Raw genomic sequence first — 23,330 nt, 5'->3', positions numbered from 1 at the left:
TTCAAGGCATGTTTATTCAAGACGATACACGCAATCAGTCTCAAAAGATTGCGCAAAGCGAACGTACTTCGGATATACGGATCAATGTTTCTGCGGACCGCGGCCCGGTCAAATACCGCCTGCTGAAAGAGCTTCGGCGCAATCTGCGAAAGCTGAAGTTGAAACTGTGGCACGACCGCCGGTTGCTTGCCAACGGCGGCTTTTTGGGCCATCCGCCAATGGCCAGCGACTTGGGCCGCTATAGATAGCAGCGCTGCACAGGCCGTCAGACCTATGCCCGCACCTCTGCCGCATTGTCGATATACCATTTGTATGTCGCCCGAAGACCGTCTTCGAGGTTGATCTTTGGTCGCCACCCCATTGCGGCAAGGCGTGAATTATCCAGCAACTTTCGCTGGGTGCCATCCGGCTTGGAAGGATCCGTGAGGATATGACCACGAAAGCCGACAATCTTGGCGATCATCCCGGCCAATTCGCGCACCGGGATATCGATCCCGCTGCCGATGTTGATATGCGACAGCATCGGGCGGGTGTTCGCGCGATGAATGGCAAGCGGCACATCCAGCACGAAAAGCGCGGCAATCGCCAGATCATCGACATGAAGGAACTCTCGGCGGGGGCGCCCAGACCCCCATATCGTTACCTCGGACACGCCTGTTTCTTTGGCTTCGTGAAACCGCCGGATCAGCGCAGGGACGACATGCGCATAGGCGCTGTTAAAGTTGTCCCCGGGCCCGTACAGATTGCACGGCATGACAGACCGGTAGTCGCGGCCATATTCCCGATTATAGCTTTCGCACAGTTTGATCGCGGCGATCTTGGCGATTGCATAGGGTTCGTTCGTGGGTTCCAGCATCCCGGTCAGCAGCGCAGATTCCGTGATCGGCTGCGGTGCGACGCGCGGATAAATGCACGACGACCCGAATTGCAGCATGCGCTGCACCCCTGCCCGATGTGCGGAATCGATGACGTTTGCGGCGATCATCAGGTTCTGGTGAATAAACTCAGCCGGAAAGGTGAAATTCGCGTGAATGCCGCCAACCTTGGCCGCAGCCAAAATCACGACGTCCGGTTTCATCTCAAAAAGACACCGTCGCACTGCAGTTTGATCCGTCAGATCAAGTTGCGAATGATCGCGGGTCAGAATGGTGATTGGCGGGTGCCCGGGGCTGCGCTTTTGCAGCGCCCTCATGATTGCGCTTCCGACCATGCCCTGATGCCCCGCCACAAAATATGTCGTCATATGCCCTCTCCGATTTTATTGAAGGCCAAGCGCCTATTGTCCCATCGCGACCGAAACCGCAAAGCCCTGATCGCGCAGTGCAGCGGTTTGTCGGGCCGCCAAAAGATCTGCCGTGACCATCTCGGTGCACATCTGGCGCGCGGGGGTTTCCGGAACCCATCCCAATCGCGCGCGCGCAAAGGATGCATCTCCCAGCAGCGTTTCCACTTCGGCGGGGCGAAAATATTCAGGATCGACCCGCAAGATGATGTCACCGGCCTTGACCCCCGGTACATACCGCCGCGCGACATGCACAACGCGGGCAACTTCGTGCAGCCCTTCGCCTTCGAATGACAGCGTGAGACCCAGATCAGCGGCGGCCCAAGTCACGAAATCGCGGACCGAATGCTGTTGGCCCGTCGCAATGACGAAATCCTCTGGCGTATCGTTTTGCAGCATCATCCACTGCATGCGTACATAGTCGCGCGCATGGCCCCAGTCGCGCAGCGCATTCAGGTTGCCCAGGTGCAGACACTCTTCCAGCCCAAGGACAATATTAGCCAAGCCCCGGGTGATTTTACGGGTCACGAATGTCTCGCCGCGACGCGGGCTTTCGTGATTGAAAAGAATCCCGTTGCAGGCGTAAAGGCCGTAGGCCTCGCGGTAATTCACCGTAATCCAATAGGCATAAAGTTTCGCCACCGCATAGGGCGATCTGGGATAGAACGGCGTTGTCTCGCGCTGTGGTGTTTGCTGGACCAGACCATAAAGTTCGGAAGTAGACGCCTGATAAAACCGCGTCTTCTGGCTGAGCCCCAAAAACCGGATCGCTTCAAGCAGCCGCAAGGTGCCCAATGCGTCGATATCGGCTGTGTATTCGGGGCATTCGAAACTGACACCGACATGGGATTGCGCGGCAAGGTTATAGACCTCGTCGGGGCCGACTTCGGCCAGAATGCGCGTCAGGTTCGAACTGTCGCTCAAATCCCCATAATGCAGATGAAACCGGGCATCCCCCTGATGGGGATCTTCGTAGATGTGATCAATCCGCTGGGTGTTGAACTGGGACGCGCGCCGCTTGATCCCATGGACCTCGTAGCCTTTTTCAAGCAGGAACTCTGCAAGATACGATCCGTCCTGACCGGTGATACCGGTGATCAATGCGCGCTTCATTCTGTGGTCCCTATGTTTCGCCCCGGTGTCGTCTTGCGGTCTGGTTTCCGAAACCGTTTCTGCGCTTTGGGGGCTGCAATTCTTCAACAATCTTATCCGGTGCCCCTGTGTCTGCGCAGTGTCATCATCGGGTGCAGACATCATCCATTTGGTAGGCCGTGATGCCAAAACGGCGTACAAGGTTCCGCGCAGCGCGGGACGGCCCGGCAGAGGGGCTGAAACGCCCGCCGTCAGGAATTGCGCGCAAGGCTCAGCCGGTCCGTAAACCCGTACAGCCTGTGGCGTCGGGGGTTGGCATCGGTGATCAGCGAAAAGACCCTGTGCACCCCCAGCTTGCGCAACAAGCCCGCCGCAAGATCACAGGCCGGACGCAGCGTTCTGCCCCACCCCATCACCAAAAGCAGACCGTCACCAACGCGGGCGTAGTGCATCCCACCTTTGGACAAAAGCGGGGGCGCATTGATGATCGTGATCATGTCTTCGGCTTTTGCTCTCTTCAGCAGCGCGCTCAGCACCTTATCAGTGTTTCCGCCAAGATCTTGGGCCACGTCTGACAATGATCTGTACTGCAACTGCGGGGTGTCGCCTGTGGCGGCGTTTTTCCCCCCAGTTCTGGGCAGGTTCACCGGCACCCTGTTTTTACGCGCCTCGATGAACTGTACCTTTCGCCCTCCGGCTACCAGTTGCAGGGCAATCCATTCTGCTATCGGGCATTCACTGTCCGAATGACTGGGCGAGGTGACAGTCAGCACTTTGGGAAACGCCCCTCGGTTGGAACATTCAAGCATCAAAAGCATGTCGCGCAGGACGCTGGGACCGGTCGCATCCGGCAATGTCGAAATGTCACTGGCCATCATCCGGCGCTCGGTCGCGTTCAGCGCAGGCCACAGCCCAACCGGAACAATCCCCGGAAGGTGCGACAGCTGTTCGTGACTGCGCACAGTCCTATCACGCAATTCACTGATCCCGGCCAGCAACAGGGCGCATAAAATTCCACCAAAGGACGCGCCAGCCAAATACACCTTGCGTCCCACCCCCTCGGGCCTGACCGGCACATCTGCACTGGTTAGAATATCAAGATTGATCGGGGCCATTTGGGCCTGCGACTGCAAAGACTGCTTTCGGTATTCAAGCAACGACAGGGATTCATCATGCGCGCGCAGGCTCTCGGCCAGAGAGGTAAGCTGCGCCCCCGCATCTTGTAATGTTGCAAGCTTGCTGCGGATTTCTTGGCTATCGGCTGCCAGTTGGTCTTCTTCCAGCGAAAGTGTCTTGTCGCGCAGGTTTAGAACATGTTCTTGCGCAGACAGCTCGTTCGAGATTTCCGCCGTGATCGCGGCAATTCGGGACTTGCGAAACGCGATGGCACTGGTGTTGGCGCCATAGACCGAAGCGGCTTTCTCCAGTTCACGCAACTCGCGCTGATGCTCCTTTCGCAATTCCAGAAACTGCGGCGGCTGGGACAGTGACGGCAAGTCGGGGTTGGCTTTCGCCGCCTCGACCGAACGCAGCACCCCCGCAATATCAAGCCGCTCTCTGCGCACTGCCAACAGGCGCTCTTCAATTTGGGACAGCCGGTTTGCGGCAACAAACTCAGTCTCCCCTGATTTCAGGGCCGAGCGGCTTCTGAACCGTTCGAATGCAGCCTCGTTTTCCTGCAACTGTGCCCTGCCGATGGCGATCCAGGACTCCAGCCAGTCGGTCGCCACGGCAATCTCGGACGTCCAATGGGCCTGCGATTGCGCCAGATAGGCCGCAACCATCGCACCGGGGACCTTGGCCGCCAACACCGGATCGCGCGAACTAAAGCCGACACGCACTACGTTCGAGACACCCACCTGAGAGATCGACAGCGCATCGCGAAAGTTGGCGGTGACACGGTCATGATCCTGAGTGTTCAGATCAGCCGGAGGCGACGCACCGATCCCCAGATCCTCCAGTGCCTTGCGCAGCACTGTTGCGGCGCGTTGCACCAGCCCCTGCGCGACGCTGTCTTCTTTCAGATCGGGATTGAATTCAGAAAGCTCCGCGATCGCAAACTGGTCGATGACAACCTTCACGACGTCCTCTGACGCCAGCCGTTCGACCTCGGCCCCGATATCCAAAGCGGGCATGCGCCCTGTCGCGTCTTCGGCGAATTTGAAAATGGGGGTTGGTGACACCATAAATCTTGTCTCGGCGCTATACTGCTTGGGCAGCGACAGGATGATCGGCACCGCTGCCAGACTGATCAGCACCGTGATCAGAAAGATCATCATGGCCTTGCGTCTGACCAGCAGCATGGCGGCTTTCCAGCCAGCACCGTCTTCGAAGACGCGTTGATCGTCCGGATTTGAAATCGCAAACGGAAGGGACGCGCCGAAATGGGTTGAGGATGTCATGCTGATCTCCGTTCATCCGAGAACACCGGCAGTTGAGCGGATTGCAGCCTTTCCAGCGCATCAACATACCCGTCTATGCCAAATTGTGAAAGAAATAGCCTGCGCCCTGCAGTCGCCAGATCGGTGCGCAAGTCACGGTCGCTGATGAGCCGCGACAAGGCGGCAGACAACGCGGCGATGTCACCAGCCGGCACAAGCAAAGCATTTTCCCCGTCTAGCAGCACCTCGTCATGGGCACCAACCCGTGTGGTGACCACCGCCAACCCTTGGGCAAGCCCTTCAAGAACAGCCATTGCAAAACCCTCCGCATGTGATGGCAAAACAAGAATATCGGCCTGCTTGCGAAGCGTTTCGGCCCCTTGGGCATCGACCCATCCGGGAAACCTGACACGCCCCGCCAGCCCCAAAAGAGCAGCCTCACTGCGGTAGTGTTCAACCGGCCCGTCCCCTGCGATGACCGCCTGCCAGGTATCATTCTCCAAGCCAGGACTGGCGAGCGCGGCAAGAAGCTCTGGCACGCCTTTGCGCGGACCAAGTTGGCCTAGAAACAAGATCGACGTTCGGCGGTCTTTCACGCGCGCCTCCACTGGCGCGGCACCGGGATCAGGCACACAGTTGCGCAAGACCGTGAGTTTGGATTTAGGCACATCCAGCGAATAGCCAACAGTCGCGGCATCCCGCTTGCCCAGTACGATCACTTGGGCAGCCCCTTGGAACAACGATCTGATGGCCCGGAACTGCCACTGCGGGCGACGCGCCAGATCACTGGCATAGTCATAGTCATGCAGGTGCAGAACATAGGTGGCCCCGATCAGCCGCGCCCAAGCGCCCAAGATTATCTTGCGCGCGGTGCTGCCGCGCCCTGCAATGTGAAAATGATGCAAATGCGGGGTCGCCTGCATCTGCCCTATGGTCATCGCGACCATGCAATAGGCCAAACGCCAAGGCGACAGCAGCGGGTTCCATTTTGGTCCTCGGGTATCAAGGACGGTGTGTCGATACCGCGCGCTGTTTTCATTCAGGATATAGCCGACAAGCCGACCAATACCGCCACCGCTTTCAGTGCCACCAGCAACATAATGCATGATAACTGGCACGGCGTTCGTCGCATCGGTCATATCTGGTCTCTCCCTAGAATGAGCATCTGTGTCAATTTCGGTGCACAGCCCCAGATCGAACAAGCCCCGCCGCCGGGCAGTCGCATTATCCCTTTGACGGAGCCTGCAACCTTTCGGGTCAAACGGACAAAGCTGAAGAGCCTTGGTGGGCAGAGCAAGCCGCGCCGCAGCCGCAAAAGCGCGCTGATCCGGCTGAATGTTGCATCTGGCAAAAAGGGTGATCCATGCACCGCATACCGCCCAAAAGGCTGGCGACCGCAATGCCCGCCCCCCAAGGACGACACGACCTAGATTAGTGGGGAATCGGATACGGGGTGGTCTTCGGCATGCTCCTGCCGCAGATCACGAAGCATAAAGAGCGTGTTGCGCAGCCGACGGATCGGATCCGGTTCACCTGCATGCGTCAGGCCCTGCCAAATCAAGGGCACCAATCCCGGCGCACCGGGTCGCCCCAAACGGCGTTGGCCCGTCCTGTAATCAAAGTGGTCCTTGAGCCAGATGCGTTCTGACCGCCCCCTTTGTGACAGAAACTGGTTGGTCATCCGGACGGTCTCTTCCCAGTGCTTCATCCGTCTGGCCAGCATCTCGGCGTCGTCCTTGCTGCGGTACCAGGTGTTGTTGTGGATCCGGTAGCGCCCCAAGGCCTCCGGCAAGGCGACCACCGGCGCGATAAAGGGCAACACCCCCGCAATCCACGCATCTGCCGAAATCCTGAGCGTTTCGGGAATATCTCCGGCGAGGTCCCAAACCGTGCGACGCACCCCAAGCGACGAGGTCATCGGAAACGGCCAAAGCCCGCCGGAACGCGAAAGCCGTGGCGCAAGATCACCCTCGCACAGCGACCGTGGAATTGCAGAAAACGCAAAACGTCCATCCGAATAGACGGGCTGCAACCTGTGATAGACAAGGCCCGCCTTTGGCGAATTTTCGAACGCTTGGACGACCGCCGCCAGCTTGCCGGGTTGCCACCAGTCATCCGCATCAAGAAAGGCCAGCAAGGGGGCTTTTGCCATCGAAACCCCTGTGTTGATGGCCTGAGCCTGCCCGGCATTTTCCTGAAAGACCGGCCTGATCCGGTCACCATAGCTGCGCATGACCGCTTCGGAATCGTCAGTCGACCCGTCATCGACCACGATGACTTCGGCAGACACCCCGCGCTGAGCGAGCGCGGAATTGATCGCGGTCCCGAGAAACTGTCCATAGTTGTAATTGTTGATGATAGCGCTGATTTGTGGCGTGTCGTTCATGGCTTGGTGCCCATTCCGACTGTGATGCCAGCCGCGTTAGGGCGGCCCGATGTCGCGCCCTGCGATCTTTCAATTGTGGGGATTTTTGGCGTGGGTATTTCCGGACCATCCGGTATCTGAATGCCCAGTTCCAGCACGTCCCCCGGCTGCACCGTGTCATCCAGCCCGGCGTCGTCAATTTGCACAGACGTCCCGTTTGTTTTCCTGAAGATGATCAGCCGGGGCGTAATGTTGCGTGCATCTGCAGCACCCCCGCCCGCCGCAAGAATGCGCAAATCGATCTCGGATATCTTCGCGGCAATATCGCTTTTCTGAGCGCGTGCCAGACTGAGATTGCGCCGCACCGTTTCGCGATTTTGCATGGTTTCATTCAGTTCTTCAAAGCGTACCGTTTCTGCCGCCTGACGCGCACGCGCTGCGAAAGCGGCATTTGCCAGACGGTTCTGGCTTAGCTGCGATTGTACACGCAACAGCTCAGTCAAGCGCGGTCGCGGCAGCAGGCCCCGATCGACGAGGTCGCGCGCGTTTTCAATTTCGTTCTTTTGAACTTCGGATTCCTCGGTCTGAAGCGATGCTTGATCTTCAAGCGTGCGCAGCTCCAGCGCAATCAGGTCGATAAGTTCCCTGCCATGCTGCTGGCGCGCCTCATTTCGGTGCAAGACCTCCGTCAAAAAGGCCCCTGCTGCGGCAACGATATCTTCTGTCTCGGAAGGGGCGATCCCGACTAAATCCTTGGTCGGGTCCGCCAAGGTCTGGGCTCCTGAAAGTTCGGCCCTGAGCCGCGCAATTTCCGCGACCGTTTGCGCAAAACGGAACTCAAGCGCGCGCCTTTGCGCCATCGCTGACAGGATATCTTCGGGCGACACAGTTGCATTGGCGGGCCCCAGACGCAGCCCCCCTGCCGCGATCAACGCTTGGCGCGCCGTCAGGCCCGGCACGAAATCAATGGCACCGGGGCGCCCGACGCTGCCCCCGACATAGATGCTGCGATACGACGCGATCTCGACCAGAACGTCCGGTCTGGTCAGCAGCCCCCCTTCGCGAAAGGCAGAAACAAGAACCTTGCGGATATCATCGGTGTCACGGTCCGCAACCTCGACGGCCCCCAACATGGGGAGCGTGATCCGCCCGTCAACGTCCACGGCGGCCTCGCGGGATAATTCGGGCGCATTCAGCACCTCGACCCGCAACACATCGCCGCGCGCAACAGGGGTTCCGGCAAAACCGGCGGTGGACCCAAGCAAGGTGACCCCAAGCAATAGGACAAGGGTCACACAGGCCCTGAACAAACGGACACGGCGCAGGGTCCCAGACGCATGATGATATAGTGACTGTCGCATGGCATTCCTTGCTCGGGTTCAAACAGCCAAAAGGCCGCCTGTCATCTGTCAAAGAATTCCGCGTCAAAGGCCGGACCGATATCCCCTCGTTAGGCTGAAATAGCAGGGATGACCCCACCGACCGGCGTATGGCGCGCACCCCTTACTCTCCAAATGGGCGCATCAATAACCCTTTCGGCGGGTTTCGATCCGGCCCGGTTTCCAATCAGATGTCTGTGAAGATGAATGGGGGCTTGGGAACAGGATGGAACATACAGCTTACACAGCTCCACCAACCGCGTCCGCAAAGGGGGGGATAAGGCGCCTGGAATGGATCACCGTCACTCTCGGGATCTTCATCCACACCGGTGCCGTGTTTCCGCTGCTGATGCAGGGGGCGGACGGCATTCTTGATGATGCCGAGCGGGCCAAACTCAGACTTCTGTATCTGCCGATCTACGCGCTCAGCTTTGCCTTGCTTGCGGCACGGCCCGGCTTGCTGATCAAAGCGGGGCTTCGAAATATACCGATGCTTTTGTTGTTGATGCTGCCGATACTATCATCATTGTGGTCAATCAGTCCCGCTCTTAGTTTGCGCCGCTCGGTGGCGCTTGTGCTGTCAATGGGCGTTGCCTTTTTGCTGGCGACACGCTTCACGCCCCGCCAGCAGATCATCGTCATAGGAACGGCCATTGGCGCAGCGCTTGTTCTGTCGCTGGGCGCAGGCATCGCTTGGCCAAGCCTCGCCTTCACGCCCGAGGACGGGACCATGCGCGGGGTCTTCTTTAACAAGAACGTGTTCGGCTGGATGTCGGTTCTTCTGATTATCGCCGGGATCGCTGCGCGGCATGACATGGCGGCCGGCCTTCGGCGGGCGGGCACGGGGATGGTCGTGCTGGGGTGGACCGGATGTCTGCTTTCGACCTCGATGACCAGCTTTTTCGCGGGCGTGGCGGCGGTTGGCTTTTCGCAGGCTGTTGTCATGATTGCGCGGCGACGCGGGATTGTACGTCTGGTGTTCCAGTTCGGCATTATTCTGGGTCTTGTCCTGCTCTGCGTGCTGTTCATCCTTGGCTTTGTGCCCCTCCTCGAAGCGCTCGGAAGGGATGTGACCTTTACCGGGCGAACACCGCTTTGGGGCATGTTGGATACCGAAATTGCGCAACATCCCGTTCTTGGTCAGGGCTACGGTGCATTCTGGTCGCCGGGCAATCTGACCATGTGGGAAATCTGGGAGACCCTCGGCTGGGAGCCACCTCACGCCCATAACGGATACCGCGACGTGCTGCTTGGGACCGGTGTCGTAGGGTTGGCCCTGTTTGCGCTGGTGACGCTTCGGGCGATCCACCAGACGATCGCATTGACAGTCACAGCACCGCGGGACGGATGGCTTTGGTGTATCGTGCTGATCCTGTCGGTCCTTGTGATGAACCTGACCGAAAGCAACATGTTGATGCAGAACGATATCATCTGGATCCTGTTCTCGACCGCCGTGCTGACCGGCTCTTACAACCATGCCGAAGCGCGACGATCAAAACCGCACTTTATGCGAGTGGCCACATCTGCAACCTGACCGCCGAAGTGCTGCGTCCGGGACAGCACCGTGCCTGAACATGCACAGGCCCGGGACCGGAATTCACCGTTTGGTGCAGAAGCATATCCAATCTGACAGGTTCCGGCACATGTGTGGCTTCTACAGACTGATTGCAGGACAACTTCTGGAAGGACACTGGAAATGACTGCCATGCCGCATCACGCCAATCCAAACGCTCCATCGCCACGGGGCAAAGCCATTGCGCGCAACATAACACCGTGGACGCCCCGTGACGCCACGGGCAACCGTCCGGTCCTTAAGCCCTCGCAAACTGACGTGCCTTTCATCTCGCCAACGGCGGCGGCAGGCGGCAGCTTTGTGCTGATTGATCTTGCGACATTGGGGATCGTGATCTTGCTCACGCTTGCCTTGTTTGCCGATGCAACAGGGTCAGCGCTGCTGGGGCGGATCTTGTTATTTGGCGGCACGGTGCATATCGGCGTGAAAACCGCGCTTGGTCTTTACCCCGGTTTCGGGCTGCATCCTGACGCGCGGCTGCGCAGATCCTTTTTGGCCTGGGCCGGTGCGGGCGGCATCGCGGTCGCTGCGATTTTGTATCTTGCGCCGGTCGGCTGGGCCACCTTCGGGATTTTCTGCACCGCCTTTATCGCGACCGGTCTGTTGCAGACCTTGGTCCGCAAGCTGATGCGTAGTGTTCTGAAACAGTTTTCCAATTGGGGCGTGCCGGTGCATCTATGTGGCACACCCGAAGCCGTCGCCGAGGCACGGGCCTATCTGCGCGCCCACTCTGGCATCGGTTTCCGGCCCGTGGATCGCCGCATGCCTGCCGACGTCGTGCTATGGGCCGACCACAACCTGCCAAGTGCTGCAACCCTAAGGGCGCTGCGGCGAGGACAACAGGATGTCATCCTTGTTTCGGATCTACCGCGGCATCCCATGTCCGGGGTACATCCCTCCGAACACGGTGGCGAAATCGGCCTGCATCTTGCCCTGAACCATCGCCAGCCCTCCCAACCGGTAGACAAGATAAAGCGCCTGTTCGACCTCGCGCTTGCGGTCCCGCTTGCCCTGATTGCCTTGCCTATCATTGCAATCACCGCCGCCCTTGTTTGGTGCGTCGATCCCGGCCCTGTTTTTTACGTTCAACCCCGCGAAGGACGCGGTGGGAAAATTATCGGCGTGCTGAAATTGCGGACGATGTTCATCGACGCAGAAAAGGTGCTCCAAGATCTTCTGGCTCGCGATCCGCACGTCCGCGCTGAGTGGGAGGCGCATTTCAAACTGCGAAAGGACCCGCGCATTCTGCCTTATATTGGCAATTTTCTGCGCGCCTCCAGCCTTGATGAACTGCCACAGCTTTTGAATGTCCTGCGCGGTGACATGAGCCTAGTCGGTCCCCGCCCCTTTCCCGACTACCACCTTGCGGCAATGCCCCCTGATTTTCGCGAACGCCGCGCGTCGGTCGTTCCCGGGCTGACCGGCCTTTGGCAAATATCCGAACGCAGCTCGGCCGATCTGGAAGGCCAGCAACAGCTTGATGATTACTACATCAACGGCCGCTGTTTTTGGGGCGATATGTCGATCCTCCTGCGGACCTTCGCAGCCGTACTGGGGCGGAGGGGCGCGTATTGATCCGCCCTATCTTTGTGGCCCCTATTATTCTGGCGCGGCTTGAAAGCGCCCAACATCATCCGAGAAAGGAATAGCAATGTCTGCTGCCACGAAAAGAACGCTGGTCACCGGAGGGTCGGGCTTTCTCGGCTCGTTCCTGTGCGAAAGTCTGCTGAATGACGGGCACGAGGTTATCTGCGTCGATAACTTCCAAACCGGTTCCCGCCAGAACATCCGGCATCTGCTGGACAACCCCCGGTTCGAGGTCCTGCGCCACGATGTGACGATCCCCCTCTTTGTCGAGGTCGACGAAATCTGGAACCTCGCCTGTCCGGCATCGCCCGTTCATTACCAGACCGATCCGGTGCGCACGGTGAAAACCAACGTGATGGGTGCCATCAACATGCTGGGTCTTGCCCGGCGCACGAAATCAAAGATCTTTCAGTCTTCAACCAGCGAGGTCTATGGCGATCCGTTTGTACACCCCCAGCCCGAAAGCTATTGGGGAAACGTGAACCCGATCGGGCCGCGTGCGTGCTATGACGAAGGCAAACGCTGCGCCGAGACGCTGTTTTTCGACTATCAGCGACAGTACCAGATCGATATTCGCGTGGCCCGCATTTTCAACACCTACGGCCCCCGGATGAGCCAGAACGACGGGCGCGTGGTGTCGAATTTCATCGTACAGGCGCTGAAAGGCGCGCCGATCACCCTGTTCGGGGACGGGTTGCAGACGCGGTCGTTCTGCTATGTCGATGACCTGATCGCAGGGTTCCGCGCGCTGATGGACGCGCCCGAAGATACGCCCATGCCCGTCAACCTTGGCAACCCCGGAGAGTTCACCATCCGCGAACTGGCAGAGTTGGTGATCGAGATGACCGGCGCGCAGTCCAAGATGGTTTTTCTGCCCCTGCCCCAAGACGACCCCACGCAGCGCAAGCCCGACATATCGCGCGCCAAAGAGCATTTGGGCTGGGAGCCCAAGGTCGCCCTGCGCGAAGGGCTTGAGGCGACGATTGCCTATTTCGATGATCTGCTGACCCGTGACGTCGACGTCGCCACCCAATCTCCCAAAGCCATTCAATGGCCCAAAGGCCATAGGGCAAACGGCGGCGGTCGCGCGGCAGCACCTTAGAAAACTGAGCAGCAAAAACCACAGCAACATTCAGCAAAAGGGCCAGATCGCAGTCCGGCGATCCTGCTGTTAGGGAAAGAAGGCAATTTATGAAACTGCTTGTTTTTGCGCACCGGTTGGAATTGGGCGGGACGCAGACCAACGCGATTGAACTTGCTGCGGCGCTGCGGGACCGTCACGGGTTTGACATTGTGTTTCACGCCACACCCGGACCGATGGAGGCGCTTTTGAAAGAAAAGGGCTTGTCGTTAGTGGCGGCACCCGACTCCCGGTTTCATCCGTCCTATTCCCGGATGCGGACCCTGCGTGACATTGTCCGCGATGAAAAGCCCGACCTGATCCATGCGTGGGACTGGTGGCAGGGCCTAGAGGCCTATCTCGGGGCTTATCTTCCGCTTAAAGTTCCCTTGCTGATCAGCGACATGATGATGAACCTCACGCGCGTCCTGCCCAAAGGTGTACCCACCACATTCGGGTTTCGGGGCCTGCAACAAGAGGCGATCCAAAAAGGCTGGCAAAAAGCATGGCTGCTGCCGCCGCCAGTTGACGTGACAGGCAATGCGCCGGGCCTGCCTTGCGAAAAAACTGCCCGTGCCCAGTTGGGATTACAGCCGCATTGTCTAGCACTTGTCACTGTGTCGCGCCTTTCCCACGTAATGAAATCGGAAAACATCTTTCATACCATCGAGGCGGTCCGCCATATCGGTGGTGACGTTCCGATACAGTTCGTAATCGTCGGTGATGGTGCTGCCCGACCCGAGATTGAGCGACAGGCCAATGCCGCCAATACCGCGCTTGGACGCCAAGCTGTCATCCTGACCGGTGCGCTTGCCGACCCGCGCCCCGCCTATGCCGCAGCGGATATTGTGCTTGGCATGGGGGGCTCGGCCCTGCGGGGCATGGCCTTTGGCAAGCCGGTCATCGTCACCGGAGAAAAAGGCTTTGCGCGCCCCTTTTGTCCACAATCCGCTGAAACCTTTGAGACCACCGGTTTTTACGGTGTCGGACGCGACGATGGTGAAACCTATCATCTTGAAAACATGATCCGCGGCCTCGCGCGGGATTCCCTTTTGCGGGGTGCCATAGGGGCCTTCGGGCAAGACTATGTGAACCGGAACCACGCGCTGGAAGAGCTGAGCGGAAAGCTGGCCAAGTATTGTGAGGAAGCCGCGACCGTGTCACCAGGCCTGCCGGTTGCAGACGTCACACGGTCATCATTTTACTATTTTCGCGATCGCCGGTTCAAAACGGCATCGCGGGACCGGCGCGCGGATAAGGACGGACAAGGCAAAAAGTCAAGCGCGCGGTCCATATCTAACGGGTCGACCCCAGATTCGACCGAGTTCTCATGATCCGCCGTTCTTTTGCCTTTGCGATATCTGACAGGGCGATCAGCACGGTCGTGGTCTTCGGGTCCATGGCCATTATCTCTCGGATTTTGACCCCTGCTGAAATCGGCGTGTTCCTCGTTGCCAGTTCACTGGTCTATCTGATCGAAGCGTTCCGCGACTTCGGCGTCGCCGCCTGCATTGTGCAAGAAAAGGACCTGACGCAAAGTTTTGTCCAAACCGCATTTACCATCATGACACTGCTATCACTTGCGCTAGGAGCAGGAATTTTCTTTGCGGCCGGCTGGATCGCCATCTTCTTTGACGAACCGGAAATGACCTTGATGATCCGCATCGCCTGTTTAGCCTTCATTGCGGCCCCAATCAGCAATCCCTTACTGGCCCTCATGCGGCGCGACATGGCGTTCGGGGCCGTGGCATGGACCAACATCCTGTCGACGGTCGTGAATTCTGGACTGTCCATCGGCCTTGCGCTTGCAGGCTACGGTGCCTTCAGCCTGATCTGGGGGTCGGTCGGTGCCGCCTTTGTCGCCTGTGTCGTTGCCTTGGTGGCGCGGCCTGACATGTGGGTATTCCGGCTGACGCTGGCCGAATGGCGGCGTGTCGTCCCGTTCGGGTTCTGGACCACGCTGGTGACCATCCTTGGCATGGTGTTCGAAAGTTTTCCGCGGTTCATCCTTGGGCGACTTTTGGGGTTCACCGCCGTTGGTCTGTTTTCACGCGCGCTGTCGCTGTCGCAACTGGTCGAAAAAACCCTGCTAAGCGCCGTCCAACCTGTGATCATGTCTGATTTCGCAGCCCGTTTTCGGTCGGGCGAAGCGCTGTCCAAACGCTATCTGACCGGGCTTGAACTGGTCGCGACACTGCAATGGCCCGCTATGGCGTGCCTTGCGGTGCTTGCCGATCCGATCGTGCGCCTTTTGCTTGGGTCACAATGGCTTGAGGTCATTCCGATCTTGCGCATCGTTGCCATCGCCGGAATGGCGCTGTTTCCCGCATCCCTGACATTTCCGGTTCTGGTGGCGATGGGGCGGATCCGGGACATGGCCATCGTCAGCCTCATCCTTTTCGTCATATCAACGTCGATTATCTATGCTGCCAGTCAGATCAGCCTGATTGCAGTCGCCTGGAGCCTGCTGCTGGTCAATCCGATCCAAGCCATCGGCATGATGCTGGCGGTCCATCGGCACGTTCCCCTAAAGGGGCGTGATGTCGCGTGGTTGCTCTGGAAATGCTTTGTCATCACTTCAGCGTCAGCCTTTGTTCCGCTTGTTCTTGTTACCATTCAAGGTCCGGAACTGGGTGTTGTTGCGTCCTGCCTTGCGGTGGCAGGTGCCGCTGTCGGTTGGTCAATGGGACTGTTCGTGATGTCCAGCCCGATCATATCTGAAGTCACACGCGCTTGGTCCTACCGACCTTTCGGTGGAAAAAGGTCGAAAGTGCTTTAGCGCATCTGCTTTCAGACATTGATCAGGTTACGCTCAATATCAGGATCACCGTTGGCCAGCTGGTTAAGCTTGTACGCCGCTTGGGTCCGGTTCGTCGCAGAGAGTTTGCGCATGATATTGCGAATGTGCACCTTAACCGTGCTTTCACAGACCCCAAGATCGTAGGCGATGATCTTGTTGGCGTCACCACGTTGCAACGCCCGGGCGACATCAAGCTGTCTTTCCGTGAAAAAGCGTTCAAGACCGGGGTTTTGCGGGGTCGTTTCGGGCAATTCTGCACGCAGCGCTTCCAGACTGGCCCGCGGGATCACAACACATTTTGCAAAGTCAGCGCTGATGGCTTCAAGCAGTTCATCAAGTCCGGCATTTGCTGGGATAAACCCTGCGGCACCGCATTCGATGGCCTCAAAGACAGACATGGTGTCGTTGCTGTGCGATGTCACGATCACTCGACGGGTTCCCGCATCCGAAATGAATTCACGAAGCTCGGATTTGACCGCATCATCGGAGATCTCGTCGTCCCCAAGGCTATACAGCAAAATCTCTTTGCTTGTGTCGCAATTCGATGTCGCGTCCCATTCCGATGCATCCTTGAAGCAACGGATATCTGCATCGGGGAAAACCCGGCGCAGTAAATTACCAAGAACGTCCAGCTCGAATGGTAATTTGCAGACGATGTTGATAATTTCAGGCGTATGGCTATCAGTGCGTGCGCTATAAGTTCTAGGCACATTTATCGCGAGCGGTTGGCTCACCTTTGTGATCTTAGTCATTTTCTATCAACCCTTTTCAATATATGAATGGGGTTTGGAACGATCAACTTTTGAGCATGAAATCTGACCAAGCACTACACTCTTGGTGTTCGTTTCTAAAAGGCAGTGTGCCTATGCCCAGATGGCATCATTAGTTCCCCATTTTTTTGATTCGTTCTACCCAAAGACGTCAAGCGCCCCCTCCTCATTCACCACTTCGTCGTACTGCCTCATTCAAGAGGCATAGGTGTCGCAGCAAAGGTGTATGCAGCGACGCGTGATTGGATATTAAATCGAACTATAATCGACCGATCCGATAGCTACTTAAAGCCACTCAAAGGTACCAAACCGGCCTGGATCGTGATAAAAAAGTATTACTCCCATATGATATTAATGGTCTAATACTTTGGCGTTAACACATTGATATTTGTCAATCTCGTACAGAAAACAGCATCACGGCGGAAATAATATGGCGCGTCCAACCCTTGTCCTAATTGGCATGAGCGGAAATAGTACCGAAGCTTTTGTCGCCCTTTCAGACAGATACCAAATTGCAGCCATCCTTGACGATGGTGCGCGCCACGCAGGCACATCTTTCGAGGGTGTCCCTATATTGCCGTTGTCTCGAGCCGGGGATTTCCCGCAGGCGCAATTTTTGCTGTTCATCGGGTCCCCAAGCAGTTTTCGCGCCCGGGCAGATATTGTTGAACGCCTGGGCCTGCCGCACGACCGCTATGCACGCTTTGACCACCCCACGGCGTCGGTGTCGCGCTTTGCACAGCTGGGCGGCGGGACGGTTCTGTTTGACGGGGTGTTGGTGACATCGAACGCGCAGATCGGCGATCATGTTCTGATCCTGCCACATACGGTTGTTCACCATGATGTCACGATCGGGGATTTTTCCCTGATCGGCACAGGGGTTATCATTGCTGGCGGCGCACAGATTGGCCACGGCTGCTATATCGGCAGCGGCAGTGCTATTGGCAATGGGGTGACTGTCGGGGATGGCGCATTGGTCGGATTGGGGTCCGTGGTGGTGCGCGATGTTCCGGCTGGAACGGTTGTGGCGGGCAACCCTGCCCGCCCGTTACCCCAAAGGGGTACATGACCAAGAGTTGCCCGAAGGGGTACATGATCTGGAACTTTCTCCAAAGGGGTACCTGATCAAAATTCAGACGGCCTGCGCAAGATCGGTTTGGGCGGGGCGGTGCCGTGTTTTCAACGCATCAGCCAAAACGCCAAGCACTGTATCCTGTTCATCGTCTGTCATCTGCGCATAAAGCGGCAGCAAAACCGAATGATCGCGCGCGGCCTCGGACCGTGGCAAAGGAAACGCCAGCGGGACATCACGCTGCGCGGCCTCTTGGTGCATGTTCATGATACCCCGCCGCGACGCCACGCCCTGATCCAGCATCGTTTGCATCAAAGCCACCTGATCGATCCCGTCTTCAAGGCGCACACAATAGCTTTGCCAGTTGGATCGCGCCCAAACCGGTTCGACAGGCGGGGTGACGCCCTCCATTTCCTGAAGCGCCAGCCGGTAGCGGTTTGCCAAGGCCCGACGGCGGCGCACAATGTCCGGCAACCGCTTGAGCTGTTCGCGCCCGATGGCCGCTTGCATGTCGGTCATCCGGTAATTGTAGCCCTGCACAGGGTAGTCTTCGAAAATGACCTGCGCACTGGCATGTCGACTGGTGTCTGAAACAGACATGCCGTGTTGGCGCCACAGCCGGAAATCTGCATCAATGGCAGCGTTGTTGGTGGTCAGCATGCCGCCCTCGCCCGTGGTGATCACCTTGCGCGGATGAAACGAGAAACACACCACGTCCCCCATCGGGCGACCGATCCTGCGCCACCCTGTTCCGAACTGTATTTCTGACCCCACGGCGCAGGCCGCATCTTCGACCACGGCGATCTTCTCGCGGCTTGCCAGTTGCAAAATGGCGCGCATGTCACAAGGCATCCCCATCTGGTGCACGACCAGAATTGCGCGGGTGCGCCGACTGACGGCCCTGGCCAGTTGTTCAGGATCAATGTTGTAGCCATCCGCCTCGATATCGACAAAGACGGGGGTGCCACCACATTGGCGCACCGTATTGCCACCGGCGATGAACGAATGGCTCACGGTGATAACCTCGTCCCCTGGGCGCACCCCGACACCCAGCAAGGCCAGATGCAGGGCCGATGTGCAGTTGGAAACGGCGCAGGCATGCTGTGCGCCGGTGAATGCAGCAAAGTCGGCCTCGAAGGCGGCGACTTGCGGTCCTTGGGATACCCAACCTGACGCGATGACCTGCTCGGCGGCTTTAGCCTCGAGCGGTCCCAGACAGGGTTTTGCGATGGGGATCATTCTGCGGCCTCCGTCGGACGCAGGGTGGCGTTTTCACTGCGCCACCACGAAATGAGATCGGCAAGCCCTTCTTCGATGCCGATCTCGCTCGTGAAGCCCAGATCCTGCGTCGCTGACGACACGTCGGCCAGCCGTCGCGGCACAGGGTTTACCGACCGTTCTGGCGCGTGGCCCGGTTTGATGTCAGGGCGACCCATTCCAGCCGCCAGATGATGCGCAAGTTCAAGCAGCGATGTTTCGGTTCCTGATCCCACGTTGTAGACACGGTCGGTGACAGGGGCTTTGGCCGCAAGGATATTGGCGCGCGCAACGTCACGGACATGGATCATGTCCATGGTCTGATGCCCGTCACCAAAGGCCACTGGCTGAAGCCCGGCGGCCAGCCGTTCCATCCAGCGCACCATGACTTCGGTGTATTTGCCGTGCAAATCCATCCGCGGCCCGTACACATTGAAATACCGCAAAGCGACATAATCCAGCCCGTCCGTATCATGGAACGACCGAAGCAAGCCTTCGCCAAAGGTTTTTGCCGCACCATAAAGCGTGCGGTTCGCATAGGGCGCACCGGTTTCGGGCGTCGGGAACTGGTCGGCCATGCCGTAAATCGAGGCTGACGATGCCATAACAACCTTGCGCACATTGTGGTCGATGCAGTTGCGCAAAAGATCATAGGTGGCGTTCACCATGACCTCCATCGCCTCATCCGGTTCGGCCACGCAATGGGTAATACGCAGCGCGGCCTGATGGAACACAACGTCGCTTTGCGCCACCAGATCCCGCATCATCGGCCGGTCGCGAATGTCGCCCTCGATCAGCCGCAGGCGCGGGTTCTTGCGCAGATCGCCAAGGTTCTCGGGGCGCCCGCGGACCATGTTATCCACGATGACGACCTCTTTCACATCTTCATCCAACAGCAGGTCAGCGATGTGAGATCCGACAAAGCCGCTGCCGCCGGTTACCAGAACCCGCGCATTTTTCAGGATTGTGTCGTCGGTCATGATACTGTCTCCATTTGCTCGGCTGCATCAAGCGGCGTGTGCGCCGCAAAGGTGTTCACGGCAGATATGACTTGTGCCACCTCGTCCGGTTTCAGTTCTGGAAAAATCGGAAGCGACAGGGTGTGGGTTGCGTAGGATTCAGCGACCGGCAGGCTTCCCGGTCCATACCCGAGATTTGCGTAGCCGGGTTGCAGGTGCACAGGTTTTGGATAGTGGATGTTGGTGCCAATTCCTGCCGCCTCGAGGGCTGTGCGCAATGTGTCACGTTTGTCCGATGTGACGGCGTAGACATGAAAAACATGATCTGCCTGACCCGCACCCACGGGTTTTCCGACAAAATCGTTCAAGCCCGCATCATAGGCCAGTGAAACCTGCCGTCGCGCGTTGTTCCAATCCTCAAGATGGGCCATCTTGATGTTCAGCACCGCGCCCTGCACTGCATCCATCCGGTAATTGTATCCTAGACAACTGTGCACCGAACGGCGTTCCTGCCCCCAGTCACGCAGCATATGGATGCGGGCGGCAAGTTGCGGATCATCGGTCGTAACGGCCCCCCCCTCGCCGGCCGCGCCAAGGTTTTTGCCGGGGTAAAAGCTGAAACATCCCATGTGGCCAAAACTGCCGGCGCGTTTGCCGTCCCGCACGGCACCGTGGGCCTGGGCTGCATCTTCGATGACTGTCAGCTGGTTTTCGTCAGCGATGGCACAAAGTGCTGCCATATCCGCCAGCCGTCCGTGGAAATGCACCGGCACGATCGCCTTTGTCCTCGCCGTAATGGCGGCGGCGCATTGCGCCGGATCCATCGTGAGGGTCTCTGGATCTACGTCAACCAGAACAGGCGTGGCCCCGCAGTAAAGGATCGCCGCAACGGTCGCGACGAATGTCGTGGGAACGGTGATGACTTCGTCGCCCGGCCCGACATCTGCGGCCAGCAAGGCAAGGTGCAAGGCAGAGGTACCGCTGCTGACAGCAAGGGCATGGCGCGTGCCGCAATAGGTGGCAAAATTTCCCTCGAAACGGTCAACGCTGTCGCCCAACACATAATGCCCGCTGCGCAGCGTCTTTATCACCGCACCTTCGATATCCTTGCCAATATTCGCGTACTGACGCTTGAGGTCCAGAAAGGGGATCATGACGCTTCCTTTAATGTTACAAGATCTACGGGATGGCCGCGCAATCTGGTCGACTGGCTGGCAGCAGCCAGCATTTCGACAACGCGCAAACCGCCTTGACCATCGGTAAGCGGCGCAGTCCCGCTTTGGATGCTGCGGACAAATTCCTCGACTTCGGTCAACAGCGCTTCTTTGGATGACAGCGCCGGGGCGGACATGTCGCCCAGACGGTAGGAAACAAGATGTTCATAAGGCCCGTCACCACAGGACGCGCCACGGTCGTAGATTTTGACCTTTTCGCTGGTTTGCATGTCATCATAGACGACCATCTTGCGGCTGCCGCCAACAAGGGTCTGGCGGATTTTCACAGGGGCCAGCCAGTTGACGTTCAGATGTGCGACCGCGCCGCCGTCATATTGCACTGTCAGATGTGCCATATTTTCGGGGCTTCCTGTCAGGAACCCGTTCGCGGTGGCAGAGATTGCCACCGGATGCTGATCCAGCAGGTGATCCATGATCGCCAGATCATGTACCGCTAGGTCCCAAATGACGTTTACGTCACGTTGAAACAGACCAAGGTTCACCCGCGTTGAATCGTAGTAATAGACATCGCCCAATTCCCCCGACTTGATCAGCCCCGAGATTTTCTGCACGGCGGGTGTATAGATAAACGTGTGATCCACCATCAGCGTCAGGTTGCGCCGGGCCGCTTCTTCGACCAGTCGAAGGGACTGCGCGACCGTTTCGGTCATCGGCTTTTCGACAAGCACATGTTTGCCAGCCTTGAGGGCCGCCATGGCCAGTTCAAAATGCGTGTGGACCGGCGTGGCAATGACAACCGCATCGACCGCCGGGTCCCGAAATATCTCGGACGGTTCAGCAACGATACGAGACGACTGATACCGCAGCCCAGCGCGTTCGCGGGCCTTGTCCGCCCCGTCGGCAATCATTTCCACCCGCGCAACGCCGCTTTCGCTGACCGCACGGGCAAGGTTTGGCCCCCAATACCCGAAACCGATAATCCCGATGCCAATCATGACATCACCGTCTGCTGCGGCTCATCGTGGCGCTTGGCTGTGATGGCGGCGTCGGTGGTTCCGACGGGGCGTGCGGGAACGCCTGTCACAATCGTATGTGCAGGAACATCACGGGTTACGACGGCCCCTGCCCCAATGACGGCACCTTTGCCGATGGTAAGCCCCGGCAAGATGGTCGCGTTCGACCCGATCGCTGTGCCACGGCCAACGTGGGTACCTTCGCAGTGCCAGTCGTCCTTGCCCTTCAGGCTGCCATCAGGGTTGGTGCTGGCCGGATATTTATCGTTCGTAAACATCACGCCATGGCCGACGAAAACCTCGTCTTCCAGCGTCACGCCCGAACATAGAAAGCTATGCGATGAAATCTTGCATCTTGCACCGATAACGCAGCCATCCTGGATCTCGACAAAAGGTCCGATGCGGCTGTCGGCACCGATCTCGCAGCCATAAAGATTGACGAGATCGTGTTGAAATATCTGCGCGCCATGCGCAATCAGGCAATTCTTGACGGTCAAAGCAGTCATCCCCCTTGTCTGGTAAGGGCACCGTCACAGTGGATGATGCCACCCTTGAGATTAGGGAGATCGTGGTGCCGCGTAACTTGTCCGAAAGGCTGCGATGTTCATACAATCGGGCGAAAGCGAAGGGCCATTTTATCATAGAATATGCGCCCAGAATCCTTTGGGGGGATATGGGACGGTAGGGGGATGATACCGCGACGCCAAAGCATCGCGGTATCACAGATTATTTAGAAGAAGCTGTCGTCAACTTCGTTGGGCATGCAATAGATCGGTGCCACATCGAACCCGGCAAAGCCTGCATCTTCATTCGTATGGCTTAGCTCGCTGTCTTGCGACCGTTCCTCAAGGACTGCCATGGTAATCATATCCTGGTCCAGCGCAGTGGTTTGCAAAGTTGCAGGATCGGCACCATTCGTGGTTTGCATTTCCGTAAGGAAGACAAATTCTTCGGTTGCAAAGTTTCCGTCAAAGTCGATATTGGCCCCCTTGTGGGTTACAATATCGCCTGTTGTCCCTGCAAGTGATCCACCCGATGCACTGCCGCCATTTTCGACAGCAATCCAGTCGAATGCATCTTCGATGATCGGTGCCGTCGAGGCTTCCTCGCCATACAAGCGCGTCTCGAAACCATCTGACGTAACGTCCCTGATCCGGTCCACCACGGCAGTGGCATTGCCGTCACTGGAGGACTGGCCAAACACCACCGGTGCCTGATCAAAGATTCCGTCCCCGAAAGAGATGGCGTTCCAGCTATCCCCCACCGAACTACTTCCTGCGGTGATCGTCCGCCCGTCCTCAAGCTGGTGTGTCCCGCTTTCGATGGCAAGCCAGCTGATCGATTCCGTGGTGTGTTTTCCGTCTAGGTAATCCCACTCGTCGATCTGGTATTCGAACCCGTCGGACGTCACATCACGGACCCGCACAGTATAGGGATCCCGACCGTTTTCAGTCATTCCGCCCATCACCACCGAAGGGTCGTGCAACGCGTTTTCAAAGGTGACA

19 protein-coding genes and 1 pseudogene are annotated in these 23,330 nt (G+C 58.1%); 7 read left to right on the top strand and 13 right to left on the bottom strand.

Going from position 1 to position 23,330, the window contains the following annotated elements; translation table 11 throughout:
* Nucleotides 1-248: hypothetical protein (locus ABYT07_RS08245; RefSeq protein ID WP_372990765.1), on the top strand; the 248-nt coding region annotated here is incomplete at its 5' end.
* 23 nt (nucleotides 249-271) lie between these two features.
* On the opposite strand, the gene ABYT07_RS08240 is transcribed toward ABYT07_RS08245, so the two are convergent.
* The 6 genes from ABYT07_RS08240 to ABYT07_RS08215 form a co-directional block, all read right to left on the bottom strand.
* On the bottom strand, nucleotides 272-1,243 hold the full coding sequence (locus tag ABYT07_RS08240; protein ID WP_372990763.1) for a GDP-L-fucose synthase family protein: 972 nt from the start codon (nucleotides 1,241-1,243) through the stop codon (nucleotides 272-274).
* A gap of 33 nt (nucleotides 1,244-1,276) precedes the next feature.
* Nucleotides 1,277-2,395: a GDP-mannose 4,6-dehydratase gene (gene gmd / locus ABYT07_RS08235; protein WP_372990761.1), complete on the bottom strand. Its 1,119-nt coding sequence runs from the start codon at nucleotides 2,393-2,395 to the stop codon at nucleotides 1,277-1,279.
* A 230-nt stretch (nucleotides 2,396-2,625) separates the two neighbouring features.
* Nucleotides 2,626-4,776: an exopolysaccharide transport family protein gene (locus ABYT07_RS08230; RefSeq protein ID WP_372990758.1), complete on the bottom strand. Its 2,151-nt coding sequence runs from the start codon at nucleotides 4,774-4,776 to the stop codon at nucleotides 2,626-2,628.
* Nucleotides 4,773-5,894, bottom strand: coding sequence for a glycosyltransferase family 4 protein (locus ABYT07_RS08225; protein ID WP_372990756.1), 1,122 nt, complete (start codon nucleotides 5,892-5,894; stop codon nucleotides 4,773-4,775). Before ABYT07_RS08225 ends, ABYT07_RS08230 begins: the two co-directional genes overlap by 4 nt.
* Nucleotides 5,895-6,181: 287 nt before the next feature.
* A complete protein-coding gene (locus ABYT07_RS08220; RefSeq protein ID WP_372990754.1) occupies nucleotides 6,182-7,141 on the bottom strand; it encodes a glycosyltransferase family 2 protein in 960 nt (319 codons plus the stop codon).
* A complete protein-coding gene (locus ABYT07_RS08215; protein ID WP_372990752.1) occupies nucleotides 7,138-8,481 on the bottom strand; it encodes a polysaccharide biosynthesis/export family protein in 1,344 nt (447 codons plus the stop codon). The genes ABYT07_RS08220 and ABYT07_RS08215 overlap by 4 nt, the downstream gene beginning before the upstream one ends.
* A 244-nt stretch (nucleotides 8,482-8,725) precedes the next feature.
* Between ABYT07_RS08215 and ABYT07_RS08210 the strand changes: the two genes are divergently transcribed.
* The 5 genes from ABYT07_RS08210 (at nucleotide 8,726) to ABYT07_RS08190 (ending at nucleotide 15,558) form a co-directional block, all read left to right on the top strand.
* The gene (locus ABYT07_RS08210) at nucleotides 8,726-10,033 is read left to right on the top strand and encodes an O-antigen ligase family protein (protein ID WP_372990750.1); all 1,308 of its coding nucleotides are present in this window, start codon (nucleotides 8,726-8,728) and stop codon (nucleotides 10,031-10,033) included.
* 162 nt (nucleotides 10,034-10,195) lie between these two features.
* Nucleotides 10,196-11,647 carry a sugar transferase gene (locus ABYT07_RS08205; protein WP_372990748.1) on the top strand — a complete coding sequence of 484 codons (1,452 nt, stop codon included), beginning with the start codon at nucleotides 10,196-10,198 and terminating at the stop codon, nucleotides 11,645-11,647.
* A gap of 76 nt (nucleotides 11,648-11,723) precedes the next feature.
* Complete coding sequence (locus tag ABYT07_RS08200) at nucleotides 11,724-12,761, top strand: UDP-glucuronic acid decarboxylase family protein (protein ID WP_372990747.1); 1,038 nt, start codon at nucleotides 11,724-11,726, stop codon at nucleotides 12,759-12,761.
* Nucleotides 12,762-12,850: 89 nt separating this feature from the next.
* The gene (locus ABYT07_RS08195) at nucleotides 12,851-14,113 is read left to right on the top strand and encodes a glycosyltransferase family 4 protein (RefSeq protein WP_372990745.1); all 1,263 of its coding nucleotides are present in this window, start codon (nucleotides 12,851-12,853) and stop codon (nucleotides 14,111-14,113) included.
* Entirely contained in the window at nucleotides 14,110-15,558 is a 1,449-nt protein-coding gene (locus ABYT07_RS08190) for a lipopolysaccharide biosynthesis protein (protein WP_372990743.1), read from the top strand. Before ABYT07_RS08195 ends, ABYT07_RS08190 begins: the two co-directional genes overlap by 4 nt.
* 11 nt (nucleotides 15,559-15,569) lie before the next feature.
* Here the strand turns inward: ABYT07_RS08190 and ABYT07_RS08185 are convergent, their stop codons facing one another.
* The gene (locus ABYT07_RS08185) at nucleotides 15,570-16,331 is read right to left on the bottom strand and encodes a LuxR C-terminal-related transcriptional regulator (protein ID WP_372990741.1); all 762 of its coding nucleotides are present in this window, start codon (nucleotides 16,329-16,331) and stop codon (nucleotides 15,570-15,572) included.
* Nucleotides 16,332-16,779: 448 nt separating this feature from the next.
* On the opposite strand from ABYT07_RS08185, the gene ABYT07_RS08180 reads away from it, so the two are divergent.
* Nucleotides 16,780-17,418, top strand: a complete 639-nt coding sequence (locus ABYT07_RS08180; protein WP_372990740.1) for a NeuD/PglB/VioB family sugar acetyltransferase — start codon at nucleotides 16,780-16,782, stop codon at nucleotides 17,416-17,418.
* Between the two features lie 63 nt (nucleotides 17,419-17,481).
* On the opposite strand, the gene ABYT07_RS08175 is transcribed toward ABYT07_RS08180, so the two are convergent.
* From ABYT07_RS08175 to ABYT07_RS08150, 6 genes and pseudogenes are all read right to left on the bottom strand, one after another.
* A complete protein-coding gene (locus ABYT07_RS08175; RefSeq protein ID WP_372990738.1) occupies nucleotides 17,482-18,660 on the bottom strand; it encodes a DegT/DnrJ/EryC1/StrS family aminotransferase in 1,179 nt (392 codons plus the stop codon).
* Complete coding sequence (locus tag ABYT07_RS08170) at nucleotides 18,657-19,658, bottom strand: SDR family NAD(P)-dependent oxidoreductase (protein ID WP_372990737.1); 1,002 nt, start codon at nucleotides 19,656-19,658, stop codon at nucleotides 18,657-18,659. Before ABYT07_RS08170 ends, ABYT07_RS08175 begins: the two co-directional genes overlap by 4 nt.
* Nucleotides 19,655-20,791 (bottom strand): DegT/DnrJ/EryC1/StrS family aminotransferase, encoded by a 1,137-nt coding sequence (locus ABYT07_RS08165; protein ID WP_372990736.1) that lies wholly within the window; start codon nucleotides 20,789-20,791, stop codon nucleotides 19,655-19,657. Before ABYT07_RS08165 ends, ABYT07_RS08170 begins: the two co-directional genes overlap by 4 nt.
* Nucleotides 20,788-21,807: a Gfo/Idh/MocA family protein gene (locus ABYT07_RS08160; protein ID WP_372990734.1), complete on the bottom strand. Its 1,020-nt coding sequence runs from the start codon at nucleotides 21,805-21,807 to the stop codon at nucleotides 20,788-20,790. The genes ABYT07_RS08165 and ABYT07_RS08160 overlap by 4 nt, the downstream gene beginning before the upstream one ends.
* Nucleotides 21,804-22,331: an acyltransferase gene (locus ABYT07_RS08155; RefSeq protein WP_372990733.1), complete on the bottom strand. Its 528-nt coding sequence runs from the start codon at nucleotides 22,329-22,331 to the stop codon at nucleotides 21,804-21,806. The genes ABYT07_RS08160 and ABYT07_RS08155 overlap by 4 nt, the downstream gene beginning before the upstream one ends.
* A 224-nt stretch (nucleotides 22,332-22,555) precedes the next feature.
* Nucleotides 22,556-23,330: pseudogene (locus ABYT07_RS08150) on the bottom strand (hypothetical protein); the annotation flags it as partial.

The organism is Sulfitobacter sp. (assembly GCF_041552635.1).
Lineage (GTDB): Bacteria > Pseudomonadota > Alphaproteobacteria > Rhodobacterales > Rhodobacteraceae > Sulfitobacter.
The sequence above is the reverse complement of the archived record's forward strand: the minus strand, read 5'-3'. Positions and strand labels throughout refer to the sequence as shown.